At 62.8% G+C, this 17,358-nt stretch carries 20 protein-coding genes and 1 tRNA gene; 14 read left to right on the forward strand and 7 right to left on the reverse strand.

Going from position 1 to position 17,358, the window contains the following annotated elements; all coding sequences use genetic code 11:
• Positions 1-8: 8 nt before the first annotated feature.
• Entirely contained in the window at positions 9-611 is a 603-nt protein-coding gene (locus JQ575_RS28010) for an isochorismatase family protein (RefSeq protein WP_212036446.1), read from the reverse strand.
• A 240-nt stretch (positions 612-851) separates the two neighbouring features.
• Here JQ575_RS28010 and JQ575_RS28015 point away from each other — a divergent pair, with 240 nt between their 5' ends.
• On the forward strand, positions 852-2,018 hold the full coding sequence (locus tag JQ575_RS28015; RefSeq protein ID WP_212036447.1) for a S9 family peptidase: 1,167 nt from the start codon (positions 852-854) through the stop codon (positions 2,016-2,018).
• Positions 2,019-2,129: 111 nt separating this feature from the next.
• On the opposite strand, the gene JQ575_RS28020 is transcribed toward JQ575_RS28015, so the two are convergent.
• The 3 genes from JQ575_RS28020 to JQ575_RS28030 form a co-directional block, all read right to left on the reverse strand.
• Positions 2,130-2,573 carry a cupin domain-containing protein gene (locus tag JQ575_RS28020; protein ID WP_212036448.1) on the reverse strand — a complete coding sequence of 148 codons (444 nt, stop codon included), beginning with the start codon at positions 2,571-2,573 and terminating at the stop codon, positions 2,130-2,132.
• 2 nt (positions 2,574-2,575) lie between these two features.
• The gene (locus JQ575_RS28025; protein ID WP_212036449.1) at positions 2,576-3,259 is read right to left on the reverse strand and encodes a helix-turn-helix domain-containing protein; all 684 of its coding nucleotides are present in this window, start codon (positions 3,257-3,259) and stop codon (positions 2,576-2,578) included.
• 105 nt (positions 3,260-3,364) lie between these two features.
• A complete protein-coding gene (locus JQ575_RS28030) occupies positions 3,365-4,369 on the reverse strand; it encodes a YafY family protein (RefSeq protein ID WP_212036450.1) in 1,005 nt (334 codons plus the stop codon).
• A gap of 159 nt (positions 4,370-4,528) precedes the next feature.
• Between JQ575_RS28030 and JQ575_RS28035 the strand changes: the two genes are divergently transcribed.
• Complete coding sequence (locus tag JQ575_RS28035; RefSeq protein ID WP_212036451.1) at positions 4,529-4,864, forward strand: DUF1127 domain-containing protein; 336 nt, start codon at positions 4,529-4,531, stop codon at positions 4,862-4,864.
• A 182-nt stretch (positions 4,865-5,046) separates the two neighbouring features.
• Positions 5,047-5,805 (forward strand): SDR family oxidoreductase, encoded by a 759-nt coding sequence (locus JQ575_RS28040; RefSeq protein WP_212036452.1) that lies wholly within the window; start codon positions 5,047-5,049, stop codon positions 5,803-5,805.
• Positions 5,806-5,911: 106 nt separating this feature from the next.
• Here the strand turns inward: JQ575_RS28040 and JQ575_RS28045 are convergent, their stop codons facing one another.
• On the reverse strand, positions 5,912-6,265 hold the full coding sequence (locus tag JQ575_RS28045; protein ID WP_212036453.1) for a DUF2200 domain-containing protein: 354 nt from the start codon (positions 6,263-6,265) through the stop codon (positions 5,912-5,914).
• Between the two features lie 373 nt (positions 6,266-6,638).
• Here JQ575_RS28045 and JQ575_RS44965 point away from each other — a divergent pair, with 373 nt between their 5' ends.
• A complete protein-coding gene (locus JQ575_RS44965) occupies positions 6,639-6,887 on the forward strand; it encodes a hypothetical protein (RefSeq protein WP_249166937.1) in 249 nt (82 codons plus the stop codon).
• Between the two features lie 74 nt (positions 6,888-6,961).
• Here JQ575_RS44965 and JQ575_RS28055 read toward each other — a convergent pair.
• Positions 6,962-7,038 (reverse strand) — tRNA-Arg (locus JQ575_RS28055).
• 204 nt (positions 7,039-7,242) lie between these two features.
• Positions 7,243-8,721, reverse strand: a complete 1,479-nt coding sequence (locus JQ575_RS28060; RefSeq protein ID WP_312016040.1) for a HAMP domain-containing sensor histidine kinase — start codon at positions 8,719-8,721, stop codon at positions 7,243-7,245.
• Positions 8,722-9,159: 438 nt separating this feature from the next.
• Here JQ575_RS28060 and rpmH point away from each other — a divergent pair, with 438 nt between their 5' ends.
• The 10 genes from rpmH to JQ575_RS28110 all read left to right on the forward strand — a co-directional run bounded on the left by rpmH (position 9,160) and on the right by JQ575_RS28110 (position 17,351).
• Entirely contained in the window at positions 9,160-9,294 is a 135-nt protein-coding gene (gene rpmH / locus JQ575_RS28065; RefSeq protein WP_006609582.1) for a 50S ribosomal protein L34, read from the forward strand.
• 25 nt (positions 9,295-9,319) lie between these two features.
• A complete protein-coding gene (gene rnpA / locus JQ575_RS28070) occupies positions 9,320-9,703 on the forward strand; it encodes a ribonuclease P protein component (protein WP_212036454.1) in 384 nt (127 codons plus the stop codon).
• Positions 9,704-9,753: 50 nt separating this feature from the next.
• Positions 9,754-11,634, forward strand: a complete 1,881-nt coding sequence (gene yidC, locus JQ575_RS28075; protein ID WP_212036455.1) for a membrane protein insertase YidC — start codon at positions 9,754-9,756, stop codon at positions 11,632-11,634.
• 158 nt (positions 11,635-11,792) lie between these two features.
• The gene (gene yihA, locus JQ575_RS28080; RefSeq protein WP_212036489.1) at positions 11,793-12,443 is read left to right on the forward strand and encodes a ribosome biogenesis GTP-binding protein YihA/YsxC; all 651 of its coding nucleotides are present in this window, start codon (positions 11,793-11,795) and stop codon (positions 12,441-12,443) included.
• Complete coding sequence (locus JQ575_RS28085; RefSeq protein ID WP_212036456.1) at positions 12,443-12,814, forward strand: DUF423 domain-containing protein; 372 nt, start codon at positions 12,443-12,445, stop codon at positions 12,812-12,814. The genes yihA and JQ575_RS28085 overlap by 1 nt, the downstream gene beginning before the upstream one ends.
• A gap of 135 nt (positions 12,815-12,949) precedes the next feature.
• Positions 12,950-13,846, forward strand: coding sequence for an acetylglutamate kinase (gene argB / locus JQ575_RS28090; protein WP_212036457.1), 897 nt, complete (start codon positions 12,950-12,952; stop codon positions 13,844-13,846).
• 77 nt (positions 13,847-13,923) lie between these two features.
• On the forward strand, positions 13,924-14,910 hold the full coding sequence (locus tag JQ575_RS28095; protein ID WP_212036490.1) for a DUF1036 domain-containing protein: 987 nt from the start codon (positions 13,924-13,926) through the stop codon (positions 14,908-14,910).
• A gap of 163 nt (positions 14,911-15,073) precedes the next feature.
• Positions 15,074-15,766, forward strand: coding sequence for a pyrimidine 5'-nucleotidase (locus JQ575_RS28100; RefSeq protein WP_249166938.1), 693 nt, complete (start codon positions 15,074-15,076; stop codon positions 15,764-15,766).
• A 124-nt stretch (positions 15,767-15,890) separates the two neighbouring features.
• Positions 15,891-16,736, forward strand: coding sequence for a 2,3,4,5-tetrahydropyridine-2,6-dicarboxylate N-succinyltransferase (gene dapD / locus JQ575_RS28105; RefSeq protein ID WP_212036458.1), 846 nt, complete (start codon positions 15,891-15,893; stop codon positions 16,734-16,736).
• Between the two features lie 87 nt (positions 16,737-16,823).
• The gene (locus tag JQ575_RS28110) at positions 16,824-17,351 is read left to right on the forward strand and encodes a DUF805 domain-containing protein (RefSeq protein WP_212036459.1); all 528 of its coding nucleotides are present in this window, start codon (positions 16,824-16,826) and stop codon (positions 17,349-17,351) included.
• The last annotated feature ends 7 nt before the right edge of the window (positions 17,352-17,358 follow it).

Here is a 17,358-nt window from a genome sequence, read left to right on the forward strand (position 1 = left end):
CCTGCACATCAAGACACAGCTTCTTCCGGGAGATCGGAAGGAAACTCGCCGAATGCCGCGATCATCTTTTCGGCATGCGGCGCACCTGCCACGGCTTCGACCAGTTCGAAGAACAGCGTCTTGTAGGACAGGAAGATCACTCCCTCGGACCTAAGCCTCACCAACGCAGCATCGACATTGCGCGCCGACGAAAACAGCAGCTCCTCGACCGCGAAAACCTCAAAACCCATTTCGAGAAGGCCGAGGCAGGATTGCAGGACGCACACATCGGTCTCGCAACCCGCAACGACGATTTGCGTCTTCTTCAGCCGTTTCAGATGGGCCCGGATCGGCTTCTCCTTGGTGAGGTCGAAGAAATCCTTCTCGAAGACCTTTGCGGCGCTGCCGACCGGCGCCTTGATATCCTGCGGCACCGCGCCTTTTCGGTGGACTGGCCGCTCGAGTGTGACAACCGTTGGGATACGCATGTACGCCAGAAGGCGCGCGAAGTTGCGCATGTTTTTGCGCAAGCGGGAGCGGTTGCGCGGCTCGAGCTGCGCCAAAAAGAAATCCTGATAGTCGATGATCGCGCCGCAACACCTATCGGCGTCGACGCGTTTTGGGGCTGACATGCCGCGACGATAGTTGGTCCGCCGCCGTTTGGCCAGAGACGGGGCTGCGTGAATGCCGCAATCGGGCGCTCGCGCATAACGCGCCCATCCGCAGACAAGCTCCCTGCCGGCTAGGTGAGAAAGATCACGGTTCTATGTGGCATGAGTGAGGTTGATCATTCGACGACACGATCGGCACGGGCCGAATGTGCTACTGCATTTTCAGGTCACACGGCACAGTGTGCCTGCGGAGGATCGGCGATGAAGTTCATTTCAACGATCGCGGCGGCGATGGCGCTGATCACGACCATGGCGGCTTCTACGCCCGGCCTGACGCAAGCCGGCCCTGCCGCGCCACCGGACCACCCGGCCCTGCTCGAAGAAATCACCTTCCTCGATATTCGCGCGCCGGGCGGAAACTACCGGCTGGAAGCCTTGATCGTACGGCTGGCTGCCGCAAAGGGACGGCTGCCGGTCGCTTTGCTCACGCATGGCAAGCCTCGGCTGCCGTCCGAACTCGTGAACCTGCGTGCCCCGTTGATGGCGCCGCAGGCCCGCGACCTTGCCTATCGCGGCTATCTCGCTGTCGCCGTGGTGCGGCGAGGGTACGGGGTGTCGGGCGGGACGACGGGCCAGCCCACCAATGCGGCCTATGCCAGATGCAATGATGCCGACCTGCGTCGCTACTTCTCGGTGGAAGCCGATGATCTCGAGCGCGCGTTGCGCGTCGTGGCCGGACGCGGCGATGCCGATGCCACGCAGGTGATCGCGATCGGCGGCTCGGTGGGAGGCGGCGCCGCGCTCGCGCTTGCGGCGCGCAATACTCCGGGGCTGAAAGCGGTCGTGAATCTCGCCGGCGCCATGCGGATCACCGACGCCCAGGGGCAGCTCGCCTGTCCGCAGGATATGCCGATCGCGGCGCTGGCGTCTTTCGGCAGCCAGACAAGGACGCCGACGCTGTGGGTCTATTCGGAGAACGACGGCAATTTCGGGCCCGATGCGGCACGCAAGGTGCATGCGGCCTATGTCGCACAAGGCGGCGTCGCCACCTTGAAGATTGCTCCGTCGCTGCAACCGGCCGACGGTCACAACATCTTCGAACTTCCGGCAGGGCGGCAGCATTGGCTGGCGGCGCTCGATCCCTTCCTGCGCGCGCAGAACCTGCCGACCTGGAGCGCGCAACAGCTCGATGCCTTGATGCAGAAATACAATATGCCGGCGACCCGCCGGCCGTGGCTCGAGGGATATTTCTCGCTCTACACCCCAAAAGTCCTGGTCCGCGCGCCGAACGGCGTCCCGAGCTATTCCGCGAGCACCGGCGGGCTTGAACCCGCGCAGCGATCCGCTCTGGAAAGCTGCGAGAAGGCGGCCAAGATGGCCTGCAATCCGGCGATGAAGAATTTCGATATCGTGGCGACGCCTAACTGAGGGGCGTCGCCGTCGCGGCATCAACACCGTCGCAGGAGTTTGCGGCGCGCGCTGTGCATTTGACGTCACGCGACGATCAAATCTTCCGCGCGCCGCTGCAATCAGCCGCGATCAGAGATCGGTTCGTTCCTCGGAGATATCGCGGCGTTTTTCCATGTTGAAGCGGCCGGCATAGATCGGCCTGCCGCCGGTGGTTGGTCCCGGATATTGCACGATCAGGATATCGCCGCCGGTCGCCGTCTCGAACTTGCCTTCGAAATGCGGATCGGGATGAAAGATCATCGTCCCAGCCGTGTAGATGACGTCGTCGATCTTGAACTCGCCTGACAGGATGTACCAGACCTGCGCGAAATCGTGATTGTGAATCGGATGATGGGCGCCAGGCTCCAACCGCAAAATTCCGGCGTTTGGTTCGGTCGGCCGTTCCGGCCGCGGGTGAAACAGCATCTTGCCGGTTTCGCCCGGCCAACGAATGGTCTCCCACTCGAAATCGTTGATGTGCTTGGCTTCGTACGGCAAATGCTTGCCGCCGGCTGAACTGGCCGCTGGTTGCATCGTCATTCTCCCTGGCTGGTTTTGGTTTTGGTCGTTTTTTGCGTGCTGGATGATGTCGGGGCCGCGGCACCGGCCACGCGCCACCAATCGAAATGTTCGGAAGATTTGCCGTGCGAGGATTTGGCGACCACCATCAATATCCGCGCTTCGTCGTCACCGATATTGTCGGCACGGTGCGGCAGTTCGGAATTGAGGAAAATGCCTTCGCCCGCCGCCAACTCGAAGATTTCGGCGCCGACATGAAAGCGGATGCGGCCTGAGAGCACGTAGCAATATTCCTGCCCCGGATGCGACACCATCAGATCCATCCGGTTCTTGCGCGGGAATGCTAGATGAAAGACCTCGAGGTCGTCGTTCGGCATGCCGCCGGCAAACAGCCGCCAGCGATAGCCGGTGCTCGGAATGCTCTGGTCTTCGCCGCCATCTCCGTGGCGATGCACGGTGATATCGCTGCGAAGCCGGTCCGGCGGATCGGCGAACAGTTCACTGACGCCGATGTCGAGCGCCTGTGCAATCTGGATCAGGTTGGCGACGGAGCTTGAGACCTGCCCCCGTTCCAGGCGCGAGACGAACGCATCCGAGAGCCCGGTGACGTCGGCCAATTGCTTCAGCTTCATGCCGCGCCCCTCGCGCAACGTGCGGATGCGACCACCCAGCCTCACCAAGGCTTCATCCTGGATTTTCATGCATGGAGCATTTCCTTAATTTGTTCAGTCGTCAACAAAAATTGCTTCACAGGCAATTTTTTCTGCAGGCGGTGCTCATCTCAGGCCCGGCACGAAGTACGGCCTTCAGCGCCGCTTGCGCGGTCGCCGGCGCGCCGTCGGCGGCATTGGCGCGTAGAGGCGGACGAGCTCCTGCACCATTGCGACCAGCCGCTCACGCAGTTCCGGGGGTTCGATGACCTCGATGTCGGCGCCGAGCGCGATCAGGCTGGTCGCGGCCCGCTCAACCGATTCGATCGGGATCGTGACGCTAACCCAACCGTCGGCATCAACAGGCGTTGCCGTCTCGGCGGCCGCCTGAGCAACGCGTGAGCCGAGCACGTCGAGCCTGGCGAGGCCGCGCGCCGTTACGCGCAGCGTGGCGTTGGAATGGTAGACGCTGGTTTCGAACGCGCGTGACGAGGTGACCCAGAAGCGCGTCAGGTCGAAATCCTTCCGCCGTTCGAACGACTCCTCGGTCACGGCAAGATCGATGAAGTTGGAGACGCGATAGGTGCGCGGCTGATCGCCGACCTGCGCCACGAGATACCAGATCCCCGCCTTGAGCACGAGACCGAGCGGCTGCAGCCGGCGCTCGACCGCGCCCTCGGCGCGCCGATAGTGCACGTCGAGGCACTTCTCGTTCCACACCGCGTTGGCGATGGCCGGCAGCAGCCTAGCGTCATCGGCATTGCGGAACCAGCCGACGGGATCAAGGTGGAATCGTGCGGCGACGCGGCCTGCATTCGCGCGCGACCGTTCGGGCAATGCCGCGCTCAATTTCAGTTGAGCCGCCGTGAGCACGTCGGCAAGCCCGAGTTGCGCCGCAGGTCCCGGCAGGCCGGCGAGCGACAATGTCTCGGCCTCGGCGGGCGAAAGGCCCGTGAGCTTGGTGCGGTAGCCGTCGAGCAACTGAAATCCGCCGCTCGGGCCGCGATCCGCATAGATCGGCACGTCCGCGGCGCTGAGCTGATCGACGTCGCGATAGATGGTGCGAACCGAAACCTCGAACTCGCTCGCCAGCTCTTCGGCCGTCATCCGGCCGCGGGCTTGCAGAAGCAACAGGATCGACAACAGCCGGCTCGCGCGCATTTTCGCAGCCTAGCAGAAATACCTGACACACCCTGTCAGGTATGGCGGCGCACAATCAAAACAGCAATCGCCGACACCGTCTCGGGTCTGCGAAACACGAAATAAGACACTGAAATTACGACGATATTTCTTTCGAGAGCCGCAACACAGGAGACGATCATGTCGACATTGGTGTCAGAACGCCGTCAGCCGATCATCGCACCCAAACTTCTGGACCGGGTCCCGGCGCAACGCTCGACCCCGCGGACACCGGCCACGCACGAGCCAGCAGCCGCTGTCCCCGCTCACGCGGTGGTGACGCCGCGCCCCAGCTGGAGCCTGATCCTGGAACTGATCGTCGCGACGCTGCACCTGTGGCATTGCCGCCGCGTGGCGCGCCGCGAACTCGCCAGCCTCGACGAGCGGATGCTCCGCGACATCGGCCTCGATCCCGGCACTGTCTACTACGAGGCAAGCCAGTCGTTCTGGCGGACCCCTCGCGATTGGCGAAATTGATAAGCGTAACCTTTGCTCATCCGTGATGGTTGGCTTCATCGGCAAGCTGACACGATCCATTTCTCTTGCGATGTCTCTCTTGCGATGTCGCCGATACCGGTTGTTTGAGGTCGGGAAACGGGTGGCTGCGCCGTGTACCGAACTGTTAGAGCGCGCTGACACAACCTTCTGGAGCGCTCGTTATGGAACTGAAAAACAAGTCGATCATCGTGACTGGCGCAAGCAGTGGGATAGGCGCAGCGGCGGCTTTGCTGTTCGCAGCCGAGGGCGCCCATGTGGTCCTTGGCGCGCGCCGATCGGCGGAGATGGAAACGCTTGCCGGGCAAATCAATCAAGGCAATGGCAGGGCTGTGTTCCTTTCCGGCGATGTAAGGGATGAAAACTACGCCAATGCTCTCGTTGATCTCGCCATGAGGGAGTTCGGTGGGCTCGATGGCGCATTCAATAACGCCGGCATCGTGGGAGAGATGGGGCCGGTCGCCGATATGGGAATCGCCAATTGGAACGATGTCATGTTGGTCAATCTGACAAGCGCGTTCCTGGCCGCGAAGGCGCAGATACCGGTCATGAAGAAGCGAGGGCAAGGTTCGATTGTCTTCACGTCTTCCTTTGTCGGCTTCAGCAACGGGGGAATGCCGGGAATGGGGGCCTATGCGGCGTCCAAAGCCGGGTTGATCGGCCTGGTGCAATCGCTGGCATCCGACCACGCCGCAGATGGCGTCCGGGTCAATTCACTGTTGCCGGGCGGCACGATCACGCCAAGCGGCGGAGAGGGAAATCCCGCCGCTTTGGATTTCATCGCAAATCTGCATCCAATGAAACGAATGGCGAATGCAAAGGAGGTGGCGCAGGCGGCTCTTTTCCTGCTTTCCGATCGCTCGACCTTCATGACGGGAAGCCCGATGATCGTGGATGGCGGCATCTCCGTTCGGCTGACATAGGCCACACGTCGTCCGAATGGCTAGGACGGCCGAGACGCATTCGGCCGCCCTAGGACAACGAATCGCTACCGTCATCGTCTGAAGTGGCGCTCGCGAGCACAGTCGATTACGGCTTCCGCAGAATCTTCTCCATCGCTTTCCCCTTTGCAAGTTCATCGATGAGTTTGTCCAGGTAGCGGATTTCACGCATCGTCGGTTCGGCAATTTCCTCGACGCGGACGCCGCAGACCGTGCCTGTGATCAGGGTTCGCGAAGGGTTCAGCCGAGGGGCCTTTGCAAAGAAGGTTTCGAAGTCCGTTTTCTTTTCCAGTTGCGCCTTCAGCTTTTCACCACGATACCCCGTCAACCAAGCGATGATCTGATCGATTTCCGCTTTTGTACGTCCTTTTTTCTCTGCTTTGGCAATGTACAGCGGATAGACGCTTGCAAAGCTCGTTGTATAGATCCGGTGTTTCGCCATGTTGCCGTTTCCGCCTGCCGAGTCGACGCGCGCTTCTCTGAGATTAGGTGCACTGTCACCATAATCCCATCGCCAATTCCTCCAGCGATTCGAAATTCCCGCGTGGTACGGGGAAGATTCCACTTGGTTGAGCGCGGGCGCGCCAATATTCTGGGGACAAGGTTCCGAACCACATGGCGGGGGCGGCACGTCCGCCTGGCGAGTTCCTGATCTCAACTACCTCAGCGCGGTAACATGAGCCTTTCAGCCGACGCTCTGTACAAAATGTCCGACGTGGAATTACTGACCGCCTATGCCGAAGGCCGGCGACAATTCGTCGAAAAGAATTCACGCGCGATACACACCGGGCGCGGCTGGAGTGGATGAGGCCGAAATGTTCACCGGCAGCACCGGCGGGGTCACCGAGCGCAACATGGCTATCGACGTCTCGGAGGAGATTGCCCGCAAGGGTCAGGAATTGCGCGAGATGACGCGCGACCTCGACCTGCTCAAGGTCGAGGTCGACATCATCGCGATCGTCATTCGATCCCGGAGCGCATCGGCGCCGACGGGCGTGCAAGGCGAAGATCTGGGTGGGGGCGATCATCCCGAGCGCGAAGGTCGTTCGGGCTCGTCCGACTGACGGCGAGCACCCGACTGCAACTTGCAGTTGGAGCCACTTCGTCGGGAAAAATAAGCCGTCACTGAAACGGCAAATGGCGCGCCCGAAGAGATTCGAACTCCTGACCCCCAGATTCGTAGTCTGGTGCTCTATCCAGCTGAGCTACGGGCGCGTTTTTCGCCAAGACCCTTTTTAGCAAAGGCCATCGTGGGCTGGTCGCCCCGATGCATCCGAATGGTGTCGGAAACGTCGCGAAAGAGCGCTTTAGCTACCCGCTCCGCGTCCGATTGGCAAGCTCCGGAACGCGGGTTTTGGCAAACGATTTGGCCGGGGCAAACCGGCCAGATCGGTCACAAAATGCAGCAAATAGCGTGATTTACGCCCGTGCCCGCTCGTTGCGAACGCTTTGCAGTTCCACCGGGCGGTCGGGAATCGAGATCCGGAAGGTGGCGCCGATGGTGCCTTCGACCAGATGGATATCGCCGCCATGGGCGCGAACCAGTTCGGCGGCGATGGCGAGGCCCAGCCCGCTGCCGCCGGGCCGGCCGGAGGTCTGGAATGCCTCGAACAAATGCTCGCGCGCCCGCGCCGGCACGCCGGGGCCGGTATCGGAAACCTCGATGATCGCGACCGCGCCTTCGCGGCGGCCGGTGATGCGAATCTGCAGCGCCGCCGCATCGCCCTTCGGGCGGCTTTCGAGCGCCTGCGCGGCGTTGCGCACCAAATTGAGCAGCACGCGAAACATCTGATCGGGATCGGCGTCCACCGTGAGCCCGCGTTCGATCGCGCTGACCCAGGCGATCGAGGCGTCGGCGGCAATGCCTGCGGATTCGCGCACTTCGGCCACCACAGGCTCGACCAGCATCATGCGACGGTCGGGGGCGGCTTCCTGCACGCGGCCGTAAGAGAGGGTCGACTGGCAGAAATCGATGGCGCGCTCCAGCGAGCGCATCAGCTTTGGCGCAAAACGCTGCACCCGCGGATCGGGCACGCTGGCGAGCTGGTCCGACAATAATTGCGACGACGCCAGAAGATTGCGCAGATCATGGTTGATCTTGGAGACCGCAAGGCCGAGTGCGGCGAGCCGGCTCTTTTGATGCAACATCGACACCAGATCGCGCTGCATGTCGGACAATTCGCGCTCCGCGACGCCGATCTCGTCGCCGCGCTGGCTCGGCACGATGATTCGCGCCGAACTTTCCGGGTTTTCGTGGAAGCCGACCAGGTTCGCGGTCAGCCGTCGCATCGGCCGCACGAACAGATGATGCATGGCGAAATAGACCAGCGCCGCCGTCAGCATCGCGATGGCCAACGAGACCAGGAGCGTGTTGCGCGAGAAGCGGTACATCGCCTGCCGCAGGGGCGCCTCGTCGACGACGACCTCGATGAATTGCCCGCCGCCGGGCGCAGGTCCCACCACGCGGATCACATGGTTGTCCGTCTCCAGCATGGTTTCGATGGAATCGACGATGGCGGACCATACCGTGATGGTCCGCATGTCGATGTCGTGGTCGATCGCCGTCGGCAAATCGGCGCTGGCGAGCAGACGGCGCTGCTGCCCCATCTTGATGGCGACCGCGCGCGCGCCGACGCTCTTCAAAATCTGCCGCGCCAGCGATTCCGGGACCATGCCCGAGGGTGCGGCGTCCAGCACCAGCGCCGCGGTGCTCGCCGCGGCAATGCGGTCGTTCAGGCGGTTGATGCGGAAATTCGCGATCGCGGGCACATAGATCATCAGGCCGGCGATCATGACGAGGGGAATGGTGAGCAGCAGCAGCTTGCCGGACAGGCCGAGCCGGCGCGGCGGCGTTGGCCGCGGCGCTTCAATGGTCGGCTGGTCGTCGGTCGCTGACACGAAATATCCGCCTTGATAACCTTGTTTTACGCGCAGGGTCGGAGCTTAAGACCGGCTTCACTCCCGCCACCCGCACGCTGATTTGCGAGGATGCGTTCCAGCCACGGACCGGTCAAATTACCGATCGCTAATGTCGGCCGGTTCCGATGTCAGGGGCGAGCTGCCGTCCCGTCCCTAAAAACCCCGCGAAAACAATAATATTCGACCCAATTGTGCCATTTCAAAGAAGCCCGATTGCGGCACGGCGCAACATTGACGAAAACAGGTCGCTCCCGTATAAGCCGCGCAATTGTCCGCTATGGCCCGGTCTGACCGGGGGCGGCTCATTTGGGGCCGTCAATGGCCCGTCTTGGGCCGGCCAGCATTACCGGACTTACCATCAATTCAGCGGCAGTTTGCAATTCAGCGGCAGCTTGCCAGGTTAGCGGAGAACTACCCGTGAAGCGGACTTATCAACCCAGCAAACTGGTGCGCAAGCGCCGTCACGGCTTCCGCGCCCGTCTCGCCACGACCGGCGGCCGCAAGGTTCTCGCTGCGCGCCGTGCGCGTGGCCGCAAGCGCCTGAGCGCCTGAGCCGGACGTCTCCGGAGACCTTATTATGGATCGGCTAAGGCAGCGGGCGGACTACCTCGCCGTTGCCAATGGCGCGCGAGCCAACAGCGCCGCCTTCGTGGTGCAGGAACGCTGCCGCGACGATGATGGCCCGATCCGGATCGGTTTTACCGTTACCAAAAAGAACGGTACCGCTACCGAGCGTAATCGTATCCGGCGCAGGCTTCGCGAACTGGTGAAGCGGCTGGACGTCATACCGATGCGACCGCACCATGATTATGTGCTAGTCGGGCGGCGCGCGGCGCTGCACCGCGACTTTACGACCATGCTCGACGACCTTCGCCAGGCGCTGCTCCGCCTCGACCGGCAGCCGGCAAAAGTGGCCAAAGCGCTTCCGCGTCAAGACAACGCGTCCAAAGACACCAGATAACGACGACGGCGCGAGCCGGAACCCGAGTTGAATGACGAGACCTTGAAACGATGACCGACAATCGCAACACCATCCTCGCCGTCATTCTGTCCGGCCTCGTGCTGATCGCGTGGCAATATTTCTACAATGCGCCGCAGATGGAAAGGCAGCGCCTGCAGTCGCAGACCCAGGCCGAGCTCGCAAAGTCCTCGCCGCAGACAGCGCCGGGCTCCGCCACCACCACGCCGACGCCAGGTTCGCCCCCGTCCGCCACCACGCCCGCCCAGCCGGGCGCGGCTGCGCCCGTCATCAGCCGCGAGGCTGCGATTGCCGCAACCCCCCGCGTCAAGATCGACACGCCGCGGGTGACGGGCAGCATCGCGCTGAAGGGCGCCCGCATCGACGATCTCGCACTGGTGCAATACCGCGACACCGTCGACCCCAAATCGCCTGCGATCGTGCTGTTCTCTCCGTCGAACACCGCTCACCCCTATTATGCCGAGTTCGGCTGGGTCGCGGCCGCAGGTTCGACGGCGCGGCTTCCCGACCGCGATACGGTGTGGCAGCAGGAAGGCTCCGGCGCGCTGTCGCCGACCCACCCGGTGACGCTGAAATACGACAATGGCGAAGGCCTCACCTTCCGCCGCACCATTTCGATCGACGACCGCTATCTGTTCAGCGTCAAGGACGCCGTCACCAATGTCGGCACCGCGCCGGTCACGCTCTATCCGTTCGCCCTCATCTCTCGTCACGGCACGCCTGAGGTCTCGGGGTATTACATCCTGCATGAGGGCCTGATCGGCTATCTCGGCGACAAGGGCCTGCAGGAACACGGCTATAAAGCCGTCGCCGAGGCGCCCGTGCTGGGCAGTGGCGGCCGAGGCTTCGAGTTCAATGTCACCAATGGCTGGCTCGGCATCACCGACAAGTACTGGGCTGCGGCGCTGCTGCCTGACACTTCGGCGCGCCTGAAGGCCCGCTTCCTCGCCGAGCCGGGCGCCAAGGTCCGTTATCAGACCGACTATCTGCAGGATCCGCAGACCGTCGCGATCGGCGGCACCGGCAGCACCAACGCGCGGCTGTTCGCCGGCGCCAAGGAAGCCAACGTCGTCGGCATCAACTTTCCCTTCGCCGGCCATGGCGGCTACAACAAGCAGCTCGAACTCAACCATTTCGACCTGTTGATCGACTGGGGCTGGTTCTACTTCATCACCAAGCCGATGTTCCTGGCGCTGGATTACTTCTTCCATTTGGTCGGCAATTTCGGCGTCTCGATCCTGCTGGTGACGGTGCTGGTGAAGCTGCTGTTCTTCCCGCTCGCCAACAAATCCTACGCCTCGATGGCCAAGATGAAATCGGTGCAGCCGCAACTGGCCGCGCTGAAGGAGCGTTATCCCGACGACCGCCAGAAGCAGCAACAGGAGATGATGGAGATCTACAAGAAGGAGAAGATCAACCCGATCGCCGGTTGTCTTCCCGTCCTGTTGCAGATCCCGGTGTTCTTCTCGCTCTACAAGGTGCTGTTCGTCACCATCGAAATGCGGCACGCGCCGTTCTACGGCTGGATCAAGGACCTTTCGGCGCCCGATCCGACCACGGTCTTCAACCTGTTCGGGCTGATCCCGTTCGATCCGATGGTGCTCGGACCGCATATCGGCCCGTATCTGATGCTCGGCGTCTGGCCGATCATCATGGGCATCACGATGTGGTTCCAGATGAAGCTCAACCCGACGCCGCCGGATCCGACCCAGAAGATGATCTTCGACTGGATGCCGCTGATCTTCACCTTCATGCTGGCCGGCTTCCCGGCGGGTCTCGTGATCTACTGGGCCTGGAACAACCTGCTGTCGGTGCTGCAGCAGAGCTTCATCATGCGCAAGAACGGCGTGAAGGTGGAGTTATTCGACAATCTCAAGGCGACGTTCGCCAAGAAGGCCGAGCAGAAAAGCTGACGACCACGCAAACTCCAATTCGTCATGCCCGGCCAGAAGCGCGAAGCGCGTCTTCGCGCTAGACGTGCCGGGCATCCACGTCTTTGGGACTCGCAAAAAGAGAAGACGTGGATGGCCGGGACAAGCCCGGCCATGACGAGGAATGGAAAAATCTTCGCATGACCGCCGAACCTGATGCGAAGCTGATCGAAGAGGGGCGCAAACTTTTCGCCGGCGAATGGCAGTTCGTCTGGGCCTCGCCGTCGATCGAAACGCTGCCGCCGATGGCCAGCATGGAGGTGGCGTTTGCCGGCCGTTCCAATGTCGGTAAATCGAGCCTGATCAACGCGCTGACCGGCCGCAACGCGCTGGCGCGCACCTCGCACACGCCCGGACGCACCCAGGAACTGATCTTCTTCGAAGGCCCCGAGAACGCCGGGCTGCGCCTGGTCGACATGCCCGGCTATGGCTACGCCTCGGCGCCGAAGGCCAAGGTCGCGTCCTGGACCAAGCTGATCCATCAGTTCCTGCAGGGCCGTGCCACGCTGGCGCGGGTCTATGTGCTGATCGATGCCCGCCACGGCATCAAGGATGTCGACCAGGACGTGCTGAAGACGCTGGATAAATCCGCCGTGAGCTATCAGGTGGTGCTGACCAAGGCCGATCAGGTCAAGCGCACCGAGCTGGAAAAGCACATCGAAGAAACGACGGCCGCGCTGGCCAAACATCCCGCCGCGTTTCCGGACGTGCTGGTGACCTCCTCGCGCGATGGCAGCGGCATGCCGGAATTGCGCGCGGCGATGGTGCGTCTGCTCGGCGAGCGCAGCTGATGTCACGCGCCTGTCGCATCCTGATCGTGCTGGCCGCCATCATGGGCGCCGATGGCGTGATGCTGGCGGCTGCCTCCGCGCATCAGGCCGACGCGTCGCGGCTGGCGTCGGCGTCATCGATGCTGCTGTTCCATGCCACCGCCGTACTCGCAGCGGTGGCCCTCGCCGAGCGCGGCGTTATCCATGTCCGGATCGGAATCGTGGCGGCTTTCGGCTTCGTCATCGCAGCCGGCCTGTTCGCCGGCGACCTGACGCTGCGGCAATATGCCGGACATGGCCTGTTTCCGATGGCCGCGCCCACGGGTGGGACATTGTTGATTCTGAGTTGGCTGGCGATCGCCGCGGCTGCGGCGTGGCCGAGGCGAGGATGAGCCGCTTTTTCTTCCTTCTCCCCAAGGGGAGAGGGGAAGAATGTACGCGGAGAGGCTAATAAATCCCCACTTTGCGCCCTGCCCGCCAATCAGCTAGAACCCGGCCCGACATCTGGAAATGACGAGAGCCGCTTCATGACCGACTCGCCAAATATCAGCCCGCTCGATCAGGCCCGCATCCTGTCCGAGGCGCTGCCGCACATGCAGCAATATGACGAGGAAACCATCGTCATTAAATATGGCGGCCATGCCATGGGCGCCGAGGATCTGGCCAAGGCTTTCGCCCGCGACATCGTGCTCCTGGAGCAGACCGCGATCAATCCGGTGGTCGTGCATGGCGGCGGGCCGCAGATCGCGACCATGCTGAAGCGGCTCGGCATCCAGTCCGAATTCGCCGCGGGCCTGCGCATCACCGACGCGGCGACCATCGAAATCGTCGAGATGGTGCTGGCCGGTTCGGTCAACAAGCAACTGGTCGGCTACATCAACGAAGCCGGCGGCAAGGCCGTCGGCCTCAGCGGCAAGGACGGCAACATGGTGAAGGCGTCGAAGACGACGCGCACCATGGTCGATCCGGATTCCAACATCGAAAAGGCTGTCGATCTCGGCTTCGTCGGCGACCCCGACAAGGTGGATTTGACCTTGCTGAACCAGTTGATCGGCTATGAGCTGATCCCGGTGCTGGCGCCGCTGGCGACCTCGCATGACGGGCAGACGCTGAACGTCAACGCCGACACCTTTGCCGGCGCGGTGGCCGGCGCGCTGAAAGCAAAACGCCTGCTGCTGCTGACCGACGTTCCCGGCGTGCTCGACAAGTCCAAGAAGCTGATTCCGGAACTGTCGGTGAAGGATGCGCGCAAGCTGATCGCCGACGGCACGATTTCCGGCGGCATGATCCCCAAGGTCGAGACCTGCATCTATGCGCTCGAACAGGGCGTGCAGGGCGTCGTGATCATCGACGGCAAGACACAGCACGCCGTGCTGCTCGAATTGTTCACCAATCAAGGCACCGGCACGCTGATCCACAAGTGACAAGCGCGATCTCCCCGCCCGCGAAGTTCACGCGCCGCTTCCGCGCCAGAATGCGGCGGTATGGGAGGCGCACGGTCCTGGCGCTGCCGGCCGCCGCGATCTCGCTGTTCGTCTCGTCGTTGCCGGCGCTGGCCGATCTGAAGCTCTGCAATCGCATGAGCTATGTGGTCGAAGCGGCGATCGGCATCGACGACAAATCGGCGACCGCCACCCGGGGCTGGTTTCGCATCGATCCCGCCGCCTGCCGTGTGGTGCTGCAGGGCGCGCTGACCGCGGATCGCATCCTCCTCAATGCGCGCGCGCTCGGCGTCTACGGCGCCTCGCCGATCCCGCAGGGCGGCAACGACACGCTGTGCATCGCACCGGAGAATTTCATCATCGCCGCGGCGCGCCAGTGCCGGACCGGACAGACCCCGGCGCCGTTCACCCAGGTCACGCCGACGCAGACCGACGATGGCAATCTGGTCGCCTATCTCGCCGAGGGCAGCGAGTATGACGACGAACAGGCGCGCCTTGCCGGCATCCAGCGGCTGCTGGTGATCGCGGGCTATGACGCCGCCCCGATCGACGGCGTCGATGGCCCGAAGACGCAAGCCGCGCTGAGCGCCTTCCTGAAGAATCGCGGGCTTAGCCCCGACATCGTGCAGTCGCCGAACTTCTTCACCGCCATGATCGATGCGGTGCAGTCGCCGTCCGCGACGGGGCTCACCTGGTGCAACGACACGCCGCACAAGATCATGGCCGCGGTCGCCACCGACGACGGCAAGGCCGTGACCAGCCGCGGCTGGTATCGGATCGATCCCGGCAAATGCCTCCATCCCGACGTGATCGGCCAGCCGAAGCAGGTGTTCAGTTTCGCCGAGGCCGTCGACGGCGAGAACCGCACGGTCAAGCTGAAGGACAAGCCGCTGAACTGGGGCGGCACCAAGGAGCTCTGCACCCGCGAGAGCAAATTCGAAATCAACGAACAGGGCGATTGCGGCAGCCGCGGCCTTAGCCCGATCGGCTTTGCCGTCGTCGACATGACGGGCGGCGGCAAGACGCTAAGGTTCGCGATGCCATGATGCAGTCTATCGTCGTCCCGGCGAAGGCCGGGACCCATAACCACCGATCTGAGTTTTGGCTGATGACGGCGCCACAAGAAAAGGCAATTCACACTGTGCTCAACAAAAATCTGCACGGCGTATGGGTCCCGGCGTTCGCCGGGACGACGGTGGAGAGCGAATCATGAACTCCCCCCGCGCCTTCACCCACATCGACACCTGGGTGTTCGACCTCGACAACACGCTGTACCCGCATCACGTCAATCTGTGGCAGCAGGTCGACGCCCGCATCGGCGAGTTCATCAGCACCTACCTGAAGATACCGGCGGAAGAAGCGCGGGTGCTGCAGAAGGATTATTACCGCCGCTATGGCACCAGCATGCGCGGCATGATGACCGAACACGGCGTGCACGCCGACGATTACCTGGCTTACGTGCACAAGATCGATCATTCGCCGCTGGAGCCAAATCCCGCGATGGGAGCTGCGATCGCCAGGCTGCCGGGGCGCAAGCTGATCCTGACCAACGGTTCGACCGACCATGCCGGCGCGGTGCTGGCGCGGCTTGGCATTGGCGACCATTTCGAGGCGGTGTTCGACATCATCGCCGCCGAATTGGAGCCGAAGCCGGCGCTGCAGACCTACCAGAAATTCCTCCGGGTTCACGGCGTCGATCCCACGAAATCGGCGATGTTCGAGGATCTCGCCCGCAACCTCGTGGTGCCGCACGAGCTTGGAATGACGACGGTGCTGGTGGTGCCTGACGGCGCCAAGGAAGTGGTGCGCGAGGACTGGGAACTGGAAGGCCGCGACGCCGCCTATGTCGATCATGTCACTGATGATTTGACGGGGTTTTTGCAGGGAATGCCGCAGGTTTAGGGATACTGTGTGTCCCGGCGAAGGCCGGGACGACAGTAGAGCAAGCCTTGACTCTCTCCCGCCAAATCCCGAAAAAGCCTCCCAATTCACGTTACAACTGGCCCAATGTCCTAAGGAAATCCCGATGTCCCTGTCCGCGCTGGAATCCACCGTCAACACCGCGTTCGATGCCCGCGACGGCATCTCGACGTCGACCAGGGGTGAAGTTCGCGAGGCTGTCGATCATTCGCTCGAACTGCTCGACAAGGGTGAAGTGCGCGTTGCCGAGCGCGCTGAAGACGGCAAGTGGAAAGTCAATCAGTGGCTGAAGAAGGCGGTGCTGCTGTCGTTCCGCCTCAACGACATGGGTGCGATCCCGGGCGGCCCCGGCAAGGCGACGTGGTGGGACAAGGTGCCGTCGAAGTTCGATGGCTGGGGCGAGAACCGTTTTCGCGATGCCGGCTTCCGCGCGGTGCCCGGCGCGATCGTGCGCCGCTCGGCCTTCATCGCCCGCAACGTCGTACTGATGCCGTCCTTCGTCAATCTCGGCGCCTATGTCGATGAGGCGACCATGATCGACACCTGGTCCACGGTCGGCTCCTGCGCGCAGATCGGCAAGCGCGTGCACATTTCCGGCGGCGTCGGTATCGGCGGCGTGCTGGAACCGCTGCAGGCCGAGCCTGTGATCATCGAGGACGATTGCTTCATCGGCGCGCGCTCGGAAGTCGCCGAAGGCGTGATCGTGCGCAAGGGCGCGGTGCTCTCGATGGGCGTTTTCCTCGGCGCCTCCACCAAGATCGTCGACCGCGACACCGGCGAGACCTTCATCGGCGAAGTTCCGGAATATGCCGTTGTGGTGCCCGGCAACCTGCCGGCGCGTCCTCTCAAGAACGGCCAGCCCGGCCCGTCCACCGCCTGCGCCGTCATCGTCAAGCGGGTCGACGAGCGCACCCGCGCCAAGACCAGCATCAACGAACTGCTGCGGGACTGATTTCGAGCCCAAAGCTCGAACCCCGCGGCCGTCTGACGCGACCAATATTCCGGAACCGCGGGATTTTTCCGCCGTCCGGAGGTTGCGATGGACTACGCCCGCTTACTGTTCAGTTTCAGTCGCCGCACCAACCGCGCCAGGTACCTTGCTGTCCAGCTCGCACTCCTGACCTTCTGGCTGGTGCTTTGGCTGAAATCCCCGTTCGGGCAATGGGAGGTTTTGCAGGCCGGCGCCGTCATCGCGATGCTCTGGATCAACGCCGCCACGACGGCCAAGCGGCTTCACGACCGCAACAGGAGCGGCTGGTGGGCGATTGCGGTGCTGATCGTGAACCCTCTCTGCTACGTGTATTACGCGCTCTTCTTCGGGCTCTATTTCGGCGTTGATGCTTCGGCCGCGCGGGAGATGCTGCTCGTGATGGGTGCAGTGGCGCTGTCCGTTTTGCAAACCTGGATTGTCATCGAGCTGTTTTTCCTGATCGGAACCGATGGCCGCAACCGCTTTGGACCGGATCCGACGCGTACCCTTCTCAAAGCTCCCCTGGTTCCGCACCCACAGTCGTTCGGCGTTTCGGATTTTCTCCTGCACCGTGCCGGCCCGGTCGCACGTGGTTGATACCTGG

It is taken from the genome of Bradyrhizobium sp. JYMT SZCCT0428 (assembly GCF_018131075.1).
Classification (GTDB): domain Bacteria; phylum Pseudomonadota; class Alphaproteobacteria; order Rhizobiales; family Xanthobacteraceae; genus Bradyrhizobium.